The 14,090-nt window shown below is 54.7% G+C and carries 15 protein-coding genes and 1 other annotated feature; of the genes, 9 read left to right on the forward strand and 6 right to left on the reverse strand.

The annotated features are described in order from the left end of the window. Positions 1-3: 3 nt before the first annotated feature. The 3 genes from trpD to trpL all read right to left on the reverse strand — a co-directional run bounded on the left by trpD (position 4) and on the right by trpL (position 3,300). Positions 4-1,599 (reverse strand): bifunctional anthranilate synthase glutamate amidotransferase component TrpG/anthranilate phosphoribosyltransferase TrpD, encoded by a 1,596-nt coding sequence (trpD, locus tag ACOTZP_RS00530; RefSeq protein ID WP_271074661.1) that lies wholly within the window; start codon positions 1,597-1,599, stop codon positions 4-6. Then, positions 1,599-3,161, reverse strand: coding sequence for an anthranilate synthase component 1 (locus ACOTZP_RS00535; protein ID WP_271074662.1), 1,563 nt, complete (start codon positions 3,159-3,161; stop codon positions 1,599-1,601). The genes trpD and ACOTZP_RS00535 overlap by 1 nt, the downstream gene beginning before the upstream one ends. 23 nt (positions 3,162-3,184) lie before the next feature. Next, positions 3,185-3,279: a sequence feature (Trp leader region), on the reverse strand. Continuing rightward, positions 3,256-3,300 carry a trp operon leader peptide gene (gene trpL / locus ACOTZP_RS00540; protein ID WP_071524153.1) on the reverse strand — a complete coding sequence of 15 codons (45 nt, stop codon included), beginning with the start codon at positions 3,298-3,300 and terminating at the stop codon, positions 3,256-3,258. (Overlaps the previous feature by 24 nt.) Before the next feature lie 139 nt (positions 3,301-3,439). Between trpL and rnm the strand changes: the two genes are divergently transcribed. From rnm to rluB, 3 genes are all read left to right on the forward strand, one after another. Further along, the gene (gene rnm, locus ACOTZP_RS00545) at positions 3,440-4,321 is read left to right on the forward strand and encodes an RNase RNM (RefSeq protein WP_271074663.1); all 882 of its coding nucleotides are present in this window, start codon (positions 3,440-3,442) and stop codon (positions 4,319-4,321) included. Further along, positions 4,318-4,938, forward strand: coding sequence for an L-threonylcarbamoyladenylate synthase (locus tag ACOTZP_RS00550; RefSeq protein ID WP_003856793.1), 621 nt, complete (start codon positions 4,318-4,320; stop codon positions 4,936-4,938). Before rnm ends, ACOTZP_RS00550 begins: the two co-directional genes overlap by 4 nt. A gap of 97 nt (positions 4,939-5,035) precedes the next feature. Then, positions 5,036-5,911, forward strand: a complete 876-nt coding sequence (gene rluB, locus ACOTZP_RS00555; RefSeq protein ID WP_003856794.1) for a 23S rRNA pseudouridine(2605) synthase RluB — start codon at positions 5,036-5,038, stop codon at positions 5,909-5,911. 36 nt (positions 5,912-5,947) lie between these two features. Here the strand turns inward: rluB and cobO are convergent, their stop codons facing one another. Further along, on the reverse strand, positions 5,948-6,538 hold the full coding sequence (gene cobO / locus ACOTZP_RS00560) for a cob(I)yrinic acid a,c-diamide adenosyltransferase (RefSeq protein ID WP_046619712.1): 591 nt from the start codon (positions 6,536-6,538) through the stop codon (positions 5,948-5,950). After that, entirely contained in the window at positions 6,535-7,296 is a 762-nt protein-coding gene (locus tag ACOTZP_RS00565) for a YciK family oxidoreductase (protein WP_022648324.1), read from the reverse strand. The genes cobO and ACOTZP_RS00565 overlap by 4 nt, the downstream gene beginning before the upstream one ends. 252 nt (positions 7,297-7,548) lie before the next feature. On the opposite strand from ACOTZP_RS00565, the gene sohB reads away from it, so the two are divergent. Further along, complete coding sequence (gene sohB / locus ACOTZP_RS00570) at positions 7,549-8,595, forward strand: protease SohB (RefSeq protein ID WP_032624125.1); 1,047 nt, start codon at positions 7,549-7,551, stop codon at positions 8,593-8,595. Between the two features lie 35 nt (positions 8,596-8,630). On the opposite strand, the gene ACOTZP_RS00575 is transcribed toward sohB, so the two are convergent. Continuing rightward, the gene (locus ACOTZP_RS00575) at positions 8,631-8,882 is read right to left on the reverse strand and encodes a YciN family protein (protein WP_003856804.1); all 252 of its coding nucleotides are present in this window, start codon (positions 8,880-8,882) and stop codon (positions 8,631-8,633) included. 398 nt (positions 8,883-9,280) lie between these two features. Here ACOTZP_RS00575 and topA point away from each other — a divergent pair, with 398 nt between their 5' ends. The 5 genes from topA (at position 9,281) to ymiC (ending at position 13,925) form a co-directional block, all read left to right on the forward strand. Further along, positions 9,281-11,878: a type I DNA topoisomerase gene (topA, locus tag ACOTZP_RS00580; protein ID WP_271074664.1), complete on the forward strand. Its 2,598-nt coding sequence runs from the start codon at positions 9,281-9,283 to the stop codon at positions 11,876-11,878. A 186-nt stretch (positions 11,879-12,064) separates the two neighbouring features. Next, positions 12,065-13,039: an HTH-type transcriptional regulator CysB gene (gene cysB / locus ACOTZP_RS00585; protein ID WP_006810844.1), complete on the forward strand. Its 975-nt coding sequence runs from the start codon at positions 12,065-12,067 to the stop codon at positions 13,037-13,039. Positions 13,040-13,375: 336 nt separating this feature from the next. Then, positions 13,376-13,516, forward strand: a complete 141-nt coding sequence (locus tag ACOTZP_RS00590) for a YmiA family putative membrane protein (protein WP_096168876.1) — start codon at positions 13,376-13,378, stop codon at positions 13,514-13,516. Between the two features lie 8 nt (positions 13,517-13,524). Further along, a complete protein-coding gene (locus tag ACOTZP_RS00595; protein WP_271074786.1) occupies positions 13,525-13,695 on the forward strand; it encodes a hypothetical protein in 171 nt (56 codons plus the stop codon). Between the two features lie 131 nt (positions 13,696-13,826). After that, on the forward strand, positions 13,827-13,925 hold the full coding sequence (ymiC, locus tag ACOTZP_RS00600) for a small membrane protein YmiC (protein ID WP_032103392.1): 99 nt from the start codon (positions 13,827-13,829) through the stop codon (positions 13,923-13,925). Positions 13,926-14,090: the final 165 nt, after the last annotated feature.

The raw sequence follows: 14,090 nt of genomic DNA on the forward strand, positions 1-14,090 counted from the left end.
TATTTACCCTCTTGCCGCAAGTGCGGTAACGCGATCGTAAGCTGCACCGGAGCGCAGTACGTCCAGAACTTTTTGGGCGTTGGCTTTCAGATCTTCCTCGCCATGTAAACGCATCAGCATGGCTACGTTGGCCGCCACGGCGGCCTCATGGGCGGCCTCACCTTTACCTTGTAATAAGCGCGTGAGAATGTCACGGTTTTCTTCCGGCGTGCCGCCCGCCAGGGCGTCCTGATGGTACGGGGTCAACCCGAAATCAGCGGCCTCAAGCTGATAGTTCAGCACTTCGCCGTTATTCAGTTCGGCCACCAGCGTGGGCGCATGCAGGGAAACTTCATCCATCCCGCCGCTGTGTACCACGGCGGCGCGTTGGTAACCGAGGACGCGCAGCGTCTCCGCAATCGGCAGGACCAGCTCCGGACTGTAAACGCCAATCAGCGCCAGCGGCGGGTGCGCCGGGTTAATGAGTGGACCGAGCACATTAAACAGCGTCCGGGTTTTAAGCTGCTGGCGAACGGGCATCGCGTGGCGGAAACCGGTGTGATACTTCGGCGCAAACAGGAAACAGACGCCCAGGTCATCCAGCGCTTCACGGGAACGCTCGGCGTTCATGTCCAGATTGATACCGAAAGCCGCCAGCAGGTCGGACGATCCGGAACGGCTGGACACGCTGCGGTTGCCGTGCTTCGCCACTTTCAGTCCGCATGCCGCCGCCACAAAGGCGCTGGCGGTCGAAATATTGATGCTGTTGCTGCCGTCGCCGCCGGTCCCAACGATATCGGCAAACGGATAGTCCGGGCGCGGGAACGGGGCGGCATTTTCCAGCAGCGCGGTTGCCGCACCGGCGATCTCCTGCGGGCTTTCGCCGCGCACTTTCATGCTCACCAGCGCAGCGGCCAGCTGCTCAGGCTTCAGCTCGCCGCGCACTACGGCGGAGAAAAGCTGGTGGCTCTCCTGCTGGCTCAGGGTCTGGGCCTGATACAGTTTTTCCAGAATCGGTTGCAGGGTGTTGGTCTGCTCCAGCTTTTGCAGCGCCCAGTTGAGCGTTTGCTCCAGCAGGCGCGCGCCGTTAGACGTCAGGATAGATTCCGGGTGGAACTGCATCCCGCAGACGCGATCCGCATCGTGACGCACCGCCATCACCATCCCTTCAAACGAGGCGTTAATCGTCAGCCCGGCCGGAATATTGCTGCCGACCAGTGAGTGGTAACGCGCCACCGGAAGCGGGTTCGGCAGACCGGCAAACATCGCCTGACCGTCATGTTCAATGCTTGACGCTTTACCATGCAGGATCTCCCCCGCCTGACCCACGTAACCACCGTAGGCTTCGACAATCGCCTGGTGGCCGAGGCAGATGCCGATAATCGGCAGCTTGCCGCGCATACGGGTCAACAGCTCAGGCATACAGCCCGCTTCGCTCGGTGTGCCTGGCCCCGGGGAGAGCATCAGCACCGGATTTTGCATGGTCGCCAGACGGTCAATCAGCGTCTGGGCCGGAACGTGGTTGCGATAGATAACGACGTTGTGTCCATTCGCACGCAGCTGATCTGCCAGGTTGTAGGTAAAGGAGTCGATATTATCGAGCAGCAGAATGTCAGCCATCAGAAAATCTCCTGTGCATGGTGTGCGGTAGCAATGGCGCGCAGTACCGCGCGCGCTTTACTGCGGGTTTCGTCGGCTTCCGACTGCGGAACAGAATCCAGCACAATCCCGGCCCCGGCCTGGACGGTAGCAATGCCGTCCTCAACGTAGGCGGAGCGAATCACGATGCAGGTATCGAGGTCACCGTGAGCGGTGAAATAGCCCACCGCGCCACCGTAGCTGCCGCGACGGCGGCCTTCAGCTTCGGCAATCAGCTGCATGGCGCGGACTTTCGGCGCGCCGCTCAACGTGCCCATGTTCATGCAGGCGCGGTAGGCGTGCAGGACGTCGAGGTCGTGGCGCAGCTCACCCACCACGCGGGATACCAGGTGCATGACGAAGGAGTAGCGGTCGACTTTGGTCAGGTCTGCCACATATCGGCTGCCCGGCGTACAAATACGCGCCAGGTCGTTACGCGCCAGGTCAACCAGCATCAGGTGTTCGGAGAGCTCTTTGTGGTCGGTACGCATTTCCAGTTCGATGCGGCTGTCGAGATCGCGGTCCAGGGAGCCATCGGCACGACGGCCGCGTGGACGGGTGCCCGCTATCGGGTAGATCTCAATCTGGCGGCTGGTGGCGTCGTACTTGAGGGAGCTTTCCGGTGACGCGCCGAACAGGGTGAAATCATTGTCCTGCATAAAGAACATGTACGGGCTTGGGTTGCTCTTTTTCAGCACATCGTAAGCCGCCAGCGGCGACGGGCAGGGCAGCGAAAAGCGACGGGACGGCACCACCTGGAAAATCTCCCCGGCACGAATCGCTTTTTGCATCTGACGCACCACCGCGCCGTACTGATCGTCGGTCTGACTCACCTCGCAGGTCATCTTTTCAACACGCTGCACCGGGAGCGCGGGCGGTGCTTCTGACATCTGCTGTTGCAGTTGGCCGATGCGCTGCGCGAGGCGATTTTTCTCAGACACAGATGGCGTGAACAGGCTGACCTGAATGCGGGTGTATTTTTTCTGATGGTCGATCACCAGCAGGGTTTCGGCCAGGTAGAAGCAGTAGTCCGGGCAGCGGTTACCCTGCTCGGTTTCCGGTAAATCTTCAAAGCCAGCAACCAGGTCGTAAGCAAACAGCCCGCCAAAGAACATTGCTTCGCGCTCATCTTCCGGCACAATGACCAGATTTTGCAGCAGGCGGAAGGCGTCGAAAACGGAGAGTGAGCAGAGGCGGGCATCTTCATCCAGCAACTGGCTTACCGGCGGGAAATGCAGAATTCGCAGGTCCGGATGACGCTCATTTTCAATGCCTGAAGGCAGAGCCGCATCCAGCAGCGGCAGCAGCGACGCGCCATTCTCGGATAACGCCTTAATAGTGACAGTGTCACCCGATGCGGTAATGCGCAGCGCGCTATCAACCAGCAGCAGGCTTTTGAGATCGTCCTTGCTGTCGATATCAGCAGATTCCAGCAGCAGCGTCGCAGGACGTGCACCGCACACCTGATGAAAGAGCGCGGTAGGGTTATGGCGATAGGCCGCCTCGCAGGTCAGCAGTTCGAGGTGGGGTTTGGCTGTTTGCATGTTGTTATTCTCATATTCTGTTCAAAAAAAAGCCCGCTTGGGAGCGGGCCGGGTATCTGTTTGCTTTTCGCAGACGCGTGACACTGCCCGAAGATCAGGAAGTACGCCACCAACCGTGCAGAGCGAAATGTGCTGTCATTTTCAGATACCTTTCTCGTGTGAACTTGCGTACTAGTTAACTAGTTCGATGGCGTGTTGTCAACCCCTGATTTCAGTATTTCGCGGTAAGTCGGTATCATAGGTGCTTCGGATGTCTCCAGACTGTTATGGGAAGTGCTTTGAGCGATACCACCTACGCCGTAATTTATGATTTACACAGCCATACGCAGGCTTCAGATGGCCTGCTGACGCCCGAAGCCCTGGTCCATCGCGCCGTTGAAATGCGTGTCGGCACGCTGGCAATAACCGATCACGACACAACAAACGCCATCCCCGCCGCGCGCGCCGAGATTGCCCGAAGCGGGCTGGCGCTAAATCTGGTGCCCGGGGTCGAGATCTCCACGCTCTGGGAAAACCACGAAATTCACATCGTTGGCCTGAATATTGATACAGAACATCCGGCAATGTGCGCATTTTTGCAAGAACAAAAAGCACGACGCAATCAACGCGCGGAGTTGATAGGCGAACGTCTTGAGAAGGCGCATATCCCCGGTGCGCTGGAAGGTGCGCGCAAGCTGGCGAACGGTGGGGCGGTCACGCGCGGCCATTTCGCCCGTTTTTTGGTTGACGCCGGTAAAGCGACGACCATGGCGAATGTGTTTAAAAAGTATCTGGCGCGCGGGAAAACCGGATACGTTCCTCCCCAGTGGTGTACAATAAAACAAGCTATTGATGTGATTCATCATTCTGGTGGTAAGGCCGTATTGGCCCATCCGGGGCGGTATAATCTTTCTGCTAAATGGCTGAAAAGGTTGCTGGCCCACTTTGCCGAATCCGGCGGTGAGGCGATGGAAGTTGCCCAGTGTCAGCAGGCACCCAATGAGCGTTCGCAGCTCGCGACCTACGCCCGTCAGTTTGGCCTGCTTGGGTCACAGGGTTCAGATTTCCATCAGCCCTGCGCGTGGATTGAACTGGGGCGCAAGCTCTGGTTACCCGCTGGCGTTGAGCCCGTCTGGCAGCTCTGGGAACAGCCACAGCAAATTGAAGAGAGGGAAGTATGAGTCAGTTTTTCTATATCCATCCGGATAACCCACAGCCACGTCTGATTAATCAGGCTGTGGAAATCGTCCGTAAAGGTGGTGTTATTGTCTACCCAACCGATTCTGGCTACGCGCTGGGCTGTAAAATCGAGGATAAAGGGGCGATGGAGCGCATCTGTCGAATCCGCCAACTGCCGGACGGCCACAACTTCACCCTGATGTGTCGCGATCTCTCTGAGCTGTCGACCTATGCGTATGTCGACAACGTGGCCTTTCGCCTGATCAAAAACAACACGCCGGGAAACTACACCTTCATTCTGAAAGGGACAAAAGAGGTGCCGCGTCGTCTGTTGCAGGAAAAACGTAAAACCATCGGCATGCGCGTGCCGTCGAACCCGATTGCCCAGGCGCTGCTGGAAACCCTCGGCGAGCCGATGCTGTCTACCTCGCTGATGCTGCCGGGCAGTGAGTTTACCGAGTCCGACCCGGAAGAGATCAAAGATCGTCTGGAGAAAGTGGTGGAGCTGATTATTCATGGCGGCTATCTAGGCCAGCAACCGACCACCGTGGTGGATCTCACCGAAGACGCGCCAGAAGTGATTCGTGAAGGCGTGGGCGATGTTAAGCCTTTCTTGTAAGGGTGTAAGCAGATATACTACGCGGCCATCAAAGCAGGGCGTTGCCCTGTTTTTGACCTGATTCGACGCCTGTGAAGGCGACACCTGAGGAAGCTCAATGAGCGAGAAGTTACAGAAAGTGCTGGCGCGTGCCGGCCACGGTTCGCGCCGTGAAATCGAAGCCATTATTGAAGCAGGTCGCGTGAGTGTGGACGGTAAAATCGCCACACTCGGTGACCGCGTTGAAATCGTACCGGGGCTGAAGATCCGCATTGACGGCCATCTTATCTCCGTGAAAGAGTCCGCTGAACAGATCTGCCGCGTGCTGGCTTACTACAAGCCGGAAGGCGAACTGTGTACCCGCAACGATCCGGAAGGCCGCCCGACGGTGTTCGACCGTCTGCCAAAACTGCGTGGCGCCCGCTGGATTGCCGTAGGGCGTCTGGACGTGAATACCTGTGGCCTGCTGCTGTTCACCACCGATGGTGAACTGGCAAACCGCCTGATGCACCCGAGTCGTGAAGTGGAACGTGAATACGCCGTTCGTGTTTTCGGCCAGGTTGATGAGAACAAACTGCGCGACCTGTCGCGTGGTGTTCAGCTGGAGGACGGCCCTGCGGCGTTCAAAACCATCAAGTTTACCGGTGGTGAAGGCATTAACCAGTGGTACAACGTTACCCTGACAGAGGGACGTAACCGCGAGGTGCGTCGACTGTGGGAAGCGGTCGGTGTCCAGGTGAGTCGCTTGATTCGCGTCCGCTATGGCGACATTCTGCTGCCGAAAGGCCTGCCACGTGGCGGCTATACCGAACTGGATCTGACGCAAACCAACTACCTGCGCGATCTGGTTGGCCTGACGCCAGAAACCACGTCGAAAGTGGCGGTAGAGAAAGATCGTCGTCGCATGAAGGCGAATCAGATCCGCCGTGCGGTGAAACGTCATAGCCAGGTCAGCAGCAATCGCCGCTCTGGCAGCCGTAATAACAACGGTTAATTGAAAAGCCCGGTGAATACATCGGGCTTTTTTTCTTCAGTAATCAATCCCAATTTGCGCTTTGATACCCGCATCGAACGCATGCTTAACCGGACGCAGCTCGCTGACGGTATCGGCCAGCTCCAGAATGTCCCGATGACACCCGCGCCCCGTGACGATCGCCGTCTGGTGTGCAGGGCGGTTCCTGAGAGCCTCCAGCACGGCTTCCAGCGGCAGGTAGTCATAGGCCACCATATACGTGATCTCATCCAGCAACACCATGTTCAGCGACGGGTCAGAGAGCATTCTTTTGGCATGCTCCCAGACGGCGAGGCAGGCTGCGGTATCTGTTTCCCGGTTCTGGGTATCCCAGGTAAAACCGGTCGCCATCACCTGAAACTCAACGCCATGCGGTTCGAGCAGATTACGCTCGCCGTTGGGCCATTCACCCTTGATAAACTGGATCACGCCCACTTTCTGACCGTGCCCGACTGCGCGGGTGGCGGTCCCAAATGCGGCGGTGGTTTTGCCTTTGCCGTTGCCGGTGAACACGATGAGGATCCCGCGCTCGTCCTGAGCGGCCGCCACGCGTGCATCAACCTGTTCTTTGAGACGCTGCTGGCGCTGCTGATGACGGTCTTCACTCATTGCGATATCCCCGGTTTGCGGCCTGGCTGAGCATCGAATGTCATTCCGGTTTTACGACGGCTGTCGTCACCCATTAGCCACAGGTAAAGAGGCATAATATCGGCCGGGGTTTTAAGCTTTTGCGGATCTTCTGTCGGGAACGCGCTGGCACGCATTTTAGTGCGCGTACCGCCAGGGTTAATACAGTTAACCCGCAGATGGCGGTTTTGATACTCTTCGGCCAGCACCTGCATCATTCCTTCCGTGGCAAATTTTGAGGCGGCGTAAGCCCCCCAGTTCGCACGACCCTGACGCCCCACGCTGGAGGAGGTAAACACCAGCGAACCGGAATCTGAGTTAAGTAATAAAGGAAGCAAGGCCTGGGTCAGGAAAAACGTCCCATTGACGTTAACCTGCATCACTTGCTGCCAAATCTCCGGATCCTGTTCATCCATCGGGCGCACTTCGCCCAGTAACCCCGCGTTGTGCAGTACGCCGTCCAGACGCGAATAATGCGTACTAATGCGCTGGGCAAGGGCCTGACATGACGCTGACGTACAGGTCAGCAGATCGAGCGTATACCAGGGCGTGGGGGTACCGCCGGCGTTTTCGATTTCACGGGCAACGGCTTTGAGCTTTTCTTCATTACGTCCCAGCAGAATAAGGCTCGCACCGTATTCAGAATAAGTCAGCGCCGCTTCGCGACCAATCCCGTCGCTGGCACCGGTAACCAGAATGATGCGGTTCTGTAGAAGGTTTTTTTGTGGCTGATAATGCACGGTGGCTCCTCAGGCGCATTGGGCGTGACTTGCACCTTTATTTATGACTTTTCGGCTTTATGCCCGAAACCGCGTCAGAATTCAATCAGTCTACAGGACAGAACGCTGGGAAATTAACAATTTGCAAAGATTTAAACCAGAAACGGGGGATTCCTGAAGCCGCCTCGCAGAGCTAATGTCCAGAGCGAGACGCCTGCGCAGGGCTGTTGTACACTGGCGTGAAAGATTCGTGGTTAAATCAAGGTGGAACGCGTGGAATTACTTTCTCAGTATGGGTTGTTTTTGGCCAAAATCGCGACGGTGGTTATTGCTGTCGCGGTGATTGCCGTCCTGATTGTCAACCTGACGCAGCGTAAGCGTCAGCGTGGTGAGTTACGCATTACCCGCCTGAGCGAGCAGTATAAAGAGATGCGGGAAGAGATGTCTCTGGCGCTGCTTGACGATCATCAACAGAAGCTGTGGCTAAAAGCCCAGAAGAAAAAACATAAGCAGGACGCCAAAGCCGCGAAGGCGAAAGCTAAGCTCGCCACGCCACAGGCTGACGCAAAACCGCGCGTCTATGTGCTCGATTTTAAAGGTAGCATGGATGCGCATGAAGTCTCCTCTCTGCGGGAGGAAGTGACCGCGGTGCTGGCCGTGGCGACAGCCCAGGATCAGGTGGTGGTACGCCTTGAAAGCCCGGGCGGCGTAGTGCATGGGTATGGACTGGCGGCTTCGCAGTTACAACGTCTGCGGGATAAACAGATCCCGCTCACCGTGGCGGTAGATAAGGTCGCGGCGAGTGGCGGCTATATGATGGCGTGCGTAGCGGATAAAATCGTCGCAGCACCGTTCTCCATTATCGGCTCGATTGGGGTGGTTGCGCAGATCCCTAACTTCAATCGTTTCCTGAAAAATAAAGAGATCGACATCGAATTGCATACGGCGGGTCAGTACAAACGTACGCTGACGCTGCTCGGCGAAAATACCGAAGAGGGACGGCAGAAGTTCCGGGAAGATCTGAACGAAACCCATCATTTGTTCAAAGATTTCGTGCACCGCATGCGCCCAACGCTGGACATTGAGCAGGTGGCTACCGGCGAACACTGGTACGGCACGCAGGCGCAGGAGAAAGGGCTGGTGGATGAAGTGGGTACCAGCGACGACCTCCTGCTCAACCTGATGGAAGGCCGTGAGCTGGTGGGGGTGCGCTTCACCCGACGTAAGCGCCTGCTTGACCGTTTTACCAATAGTGCGGCAGAAAGCGCGGATCGCCTGCTGCTACGCTGGTTGCAGCGCGGACAAAAGCCGCTGCTGTAAAGAAAAACGCGAGGCAGATGCCTCGCGTTTTCGTTTTAATCGACCAGGTGGTACTTCTCTGAGAGGGTATGCGCCAGGTATTTAAACATGTTAAACACGGCGGTGCTTTTCGGGGTTGGTAACCCTTGTTCATCAAGGAAGTATTCACCGCTGAACACCAGCACGCCATTACGTTGTTCCACGCCAGTCGCTTCAATCCCCGCCAGGGTGTCTTCATGGTCGCGAATGAGTTTGTTTGCTTCGATAAGCAGTGAAGCTCGGTCAATGGGTTGGGTCGTATTCTGCATATTCCACTCCTTAAACAGTGACAATAGTCTACGCCTGGGTCGCTTCGGGGGCAAATTTTCCCTTCTATCCGCGGGTTTAAGGAACAGGGGCTGGCTGGCGGGATTTGCTTTTGCATGCTAATAAAGTTGCGTAACGAATTTTATCAGGTACAGTGTGCGCTTTCGTCATTCTGGCAACAGAATTGCTTGACATTCGACCGGGAATTCGTCACGAATGAACTTTGATGTGAGAAAAATACCCGAAAAGTCAATGACCTGGATGTCGCCATACTGACGTTCGGTTAGACAAAGGGGTTGATATCCCCTGACGACGTCGCAATATCAATGGCTCGTCGTCAGCGGAAGGGAAATCAACGTGCGGCGTATTCCTGGAAGAATTAAATTAGGTAAAGGTGAATATGGGTAAAGCTCTCGTCATCGTTGAGTCCCCGGCAAAAGCCAAAACGATCAATAAATATCTGGGCAATGACTACGTGGTTAAGTCCAGCGTTGGTCACATTCGCGATTTGCCGACAAGTGGCTCAGCCAGCAAAAAGAGCGCAGACTCTACCTCCACCAAAGGGGCTAAAAAGCCTAAAAAGGATGAACGTAGCGCGCTTGTCAACCGCATGGGTGTTAACCCATGGCACAACTGGGATGCACAATACGAAGTGCTGCCAGGCAAAGAAAAAGTCGTTAACGAGCTGAAACAGCTTGCTGAAAAAGCAGACCACATTTATCTCGCAACCGACCTTGACCGCGAAGGGGAGGCCATCGCATGGCACCTGCGGGAAGTGATTGGGGGTGATGACAAACGCTACAGCCGTGTAGTGTTTAACGAAATTACAAAGAATGCGATTCGTCAGGCGTTTGAAAAGCCGGGTGAACTGAATATCGACCGTGTTAACGCTCAGCAGGCGCGTCGCTTTATGGACCGCGTTGTAGGCTACATGGTTTCGCCGTTGCTGTGGAAAAAGGTCGCTCGCGGCCTGTCTGCGGGGCGTGTGCAGTCTGTGGCTGTTCGTCTTGTTGTCGAACGTGAACGCGAGATCAAAGCGTTTGTTCCGGAAGAGTTCTGGGAAGTGGATGCGATTGTCACCACGCCGGGCGGCGATGCGCTGCCGTTGCAGGTGAGCCACCACAACGACAAACCGTTCCGTCCTGAAAATCGCGATCAGACCATGGCCGCCGTAGCGCTGCTGGAAAAAGCGCGTTATCAGGTGCTGGATCGTGAAGACAAACCGACCAGCAGCAAGCCTGGCGCACCGTTTATCACGTCAACGCTTCAGCAGGCGGCAAGTACGCGTCTGGGTTACGGCGTGAAGAAAACCATGATGATGGCCCAGCGTTTGTATGAAGCGGGTTACATCACCTACATGCGTACTGACTCCACCAACCTGAGTCAGGACGCTGTCAGCATGGTGCGTGGCTATATCGAGGACAACTTCGGTAAGAAATACCTGCCGGACAGTCCTAATCAGTACGCCAGCAAAGAGAATTCTCAGGAAGCGCACGAAGCGATCCGTCCTTCTGACGTTTCCGTTCTGGCGGAATCTCTTAAAGATATGGAAGCGGACGCCCAGAAGCTGTATCAGCTGATCTGGCGCCAGTTCGTGGCCTGCCAGATGACGCCAGCGAAATACGACTCCACTACGCTGACCGTTGGCGCGGGTGATTTCCGCCTGAAAGCGCGCGGCCGCATTCTGCGTTTCGACGGCTGGACAAAAGTGATGCCTGCGCTGCGTAAAGGTGATGAAGACAGAACGCTGCCTTCCGTCAACAAAGGCGACGAGCTGTCGCTGGTTGATCTGGTACCGGCCCAGCACTTCACCAAGCCGCCTGCGCGTTTCAGCGAAGCGTCGCTGGTAAAAGAGCTGGAAAAACGCGGCATCGGTCGCCCGTCTACCTATGCGTCGATCATTTCGACCATTCAGGATCGTGGATACGTTCGCGTTGAGAACCGTCGTTTCTATGCTGAAAAAATGGGTGAGATTGTTACCGACCGTCTGGAAGCTAACTTCCGTGAGTTGATGAACTATGACTTCACCGCGCAGATGGAGGACAGTCTCGATGAGGTTGCCAGCCATAAGGCCGAGTGGAAGAAAGTTCTCGACAGCTTCTTCAGCGATTTTACCAACCAGCTTGAGAAAGCTGAGAAAGATCCTGAAGAAGGCGGCATGCTGCCTAACCAGATGGTACTGACCAGCATCGACTGCCCAACCTGTGGCCGTAAAATGGGGATCCGTACCGCAACCACGGGCGTGTTCCTCGGCTGTTCTGGTTATGCGCTTTCGCCGAAAGAGCGTTGCAAAACCACTATCAACCTCGTGCCGGAGAACGAAGTTCTCAACGTGCTGGAAGGTGACGATGCGGAGACCAACGCACTGCGCGCCAAGCGCCGCTGTAAGAAATGCGGCACGGCGATGGACAGCTACCTGATCGATCCAAAACGCAAACTGCACGTTTGCGGTAATAACCCAACCTGCGACGGTTATGAGATCGAAGAAGGTGAGTTCCGCATTAAGGGCTATGACGGTCCGATCGTTGAGTGTGAGAAATGTGGTTCCGAAATGCACCTGAAAATGGGACGCTTCGGTAAGTACATGGCATGTACCAACGACGACTGTAAAAACACGCGTAAGATCCTGCGTAACGGTGAAGTTGCGCCGCCGAAGGAAGATCCGGTTCCGCTTCCTGAGCTGCCGTGCGAGAAGTCAGAGGCGTATTTCGTGCTGCGTGACGGTGCTGCCGGGGTATTCCTGGCGGCCAACACCTTCCCGAAATCGCGCGAAACCCGTGCGCCGCTGGTAGAAGAGCTGTACCGCTTCCGCGACCGTCTGCCGGAGAAACTGCGTTACCTGGCCGATGCGCCACAGCAGGATCCGGAAGGCAACAAAACCGTGGTGCGCTTCAGCCGTAAAACGAAGCAGCAGTACGTGGCGGCAGAGAAAGAGGGTAAAGCGACCGGATGGTCAGCCTTCTTTGTCGACGGGAAATGGGTTGAAGGCAAGAAATAATCTTCCCTTACCGTAACTTACCTGTAAAAGGGCCGGACTTCTGGCCCTTTTTTATTACGTAGTTATTATTTTTTGTTCCGTACTATACAGCCTGGCTATAAATGATATAGTGGTTATAGTTAACCCGTTTCTTATTATCAAATCGTATTAAGCGATTGACGCATGCGCTAAATCGGATGGTCTGGCATGAAATTACAGCAGCTTCGCTATATCGTTGAGGTCGTCAATCATAACCTCAATGTCTCTTCCACCGCAGAAGGTCTTTATACCTCTCAGCCCGGCATCAGTAAGCAGGTGCGTATGCTGGAGGATGAGTTAGGTATTCAGATATTTGCCCGCAGCGGTAAGCACCTGACTCAGGTCACCCCGGCAGGACAGGAAATCATACGCATCGCACGGGAAGTGCTCTCCAAAGTCGACGCCATTAAATCCGTCGCCGGGGAACATACCTGGCCGGATAAAGGCTCTCTGTATATTGCCACCACGCATACACAGGCGCGTTATGCGCTTCCCGGGGTGATCAAAGGCTTCATAGAACGCTATCCCCGCGTTTCCCTGCATATGCATCAGGGCTCACCGACGCAAATCGCAGAGGCCGTGTCTAAAGGCAATGCCGATTTTGCCATTGCGACGGAAGCTCTTCATCTGTACGATGATCTGGTCATGCTCCCGTGCTACCACTGGAACCGCTCTATTGTCGTGACCCCCGATCATCCGCTGGCGGGGAAGGGCGAAGTGACAATCGAAGAGCTGGCGCAATACCCGCTGGTGACCTATACGTTCGGATTTACGGGCCGTTCTGAGCTAGACACCGCCTTTAACCGCGCCGGATTAACGCCACGGATCGTCTTCACTGCAACGGATGCGGACGTCATTAAAACGTACGTGCGTCTGGGTCTGGGCGTAGGCGTTATTGCCAGCATGGCGGTGGATCCTGTATCAGACCCGGATCTGGTGCGTCTGGACGCGCATGATATCTTCAGCCACAGCACCACCAAGATAGGTTTTCGTCGCAGCACGTTCCTTCGCAGCTATATGTATGATTTTATTCAGCGCTTCGCACCGCATTTAACACGTGACGTGGTCGACACGGCCGTGGCGTTACGCTCCAATGAAGACATCGAAGAGATGTTTAAAGACATCAAACTTCCTGCCAAATAATTACACCCGGTATCTTTCTCTTCTGGAAAGATACCGGTTTCCCCCTTTAAATCTAAATTAGAATTAACCTCATCTGCGCCTACTGTCATATATCGTCATAACCCATTTGATGAATAGGGTTTTACTGTCGCAAATTTGCGACAAAAGTAGAAACTAATTTACAGGTGTGCAAATTATTCTTTTCAATTATTTATTTCTGGTCAAAAGATTGAATTTTCCCAGGCTCAGATTCGTAAATTCACTGGCTTTTCGGCTAAAGTTTCTTTAGGATTTATCTCATCAGATGATTACTTGTGCCAATTGTTTGGTCTCTAAATGATAAGCGATATCGATTGTATGAGGTTAGCAATGCCGTCAGGAAGTGAAGAACCGCAAAGGGATCCCGCGCTTAAGCGTAAAGCCTGGCTGGCGGTCTTTCTCGGCTCTGCCCTGTTCTGGGTGGTTGTTGCTCTTCTCGTCTGGAAATATTGGGGTTGAATATGGTCATGACGGTGCGTACTGACGCGAGAAAAGAGATGTGTCAGCTTCGTGACAATGCTCACAAAGCGCGTAAGGCGCCAGCAACCAGCGTGCCAGCCTCCTGGCAACTGACGCCACAGCAGCAGGCCTTTATTGATGTGTTCGCAGAAGACGAACCCAAAAAACAAAAATTTTGATTTTTGCGTAATGATGCAAATAGTCTGAATAAAGACTGTGCACTTTTGTACTCCTTAATAAATACACATCAGCAATATAGAACGAGGGCAGACCTCGCATCCTTAAATAATTAAAGTCTGGTGTCCCTATGATGAATAACATGACAACCGTAAAATACTGGTCATGGCTCGGCGTATTCTCAGCGTCGATCCTCTTCTGGTGTCAGCTCCTCTGGCTGGCCTTACACTAAATCGTAAAACCTCGCCATGGCGGGGTTTTTTGTTTAATCCCTCGCGTTGGACCATTCCTAAATTTATCAATTTGGGTTGTTATCAAAACGTTACGACATCTTTGTGTTATCTTTAATTACAGCCCTGATGATTGTCAGGACATCCCTGTTTTTAAGGAGGAGCTT

The sequence above is a fragment of the Enterobacter cloacae complex sp. SYL001 genome (assembly GCF_049237025.1).
Taxonomy (GTDB): domain Bacteria; phylum Pseudomonadota; class Gammaproteobacteria; order Enterobacterales; family Enterobacteriaceae; genus Enterobacter; species Enterobacter intestinihominis.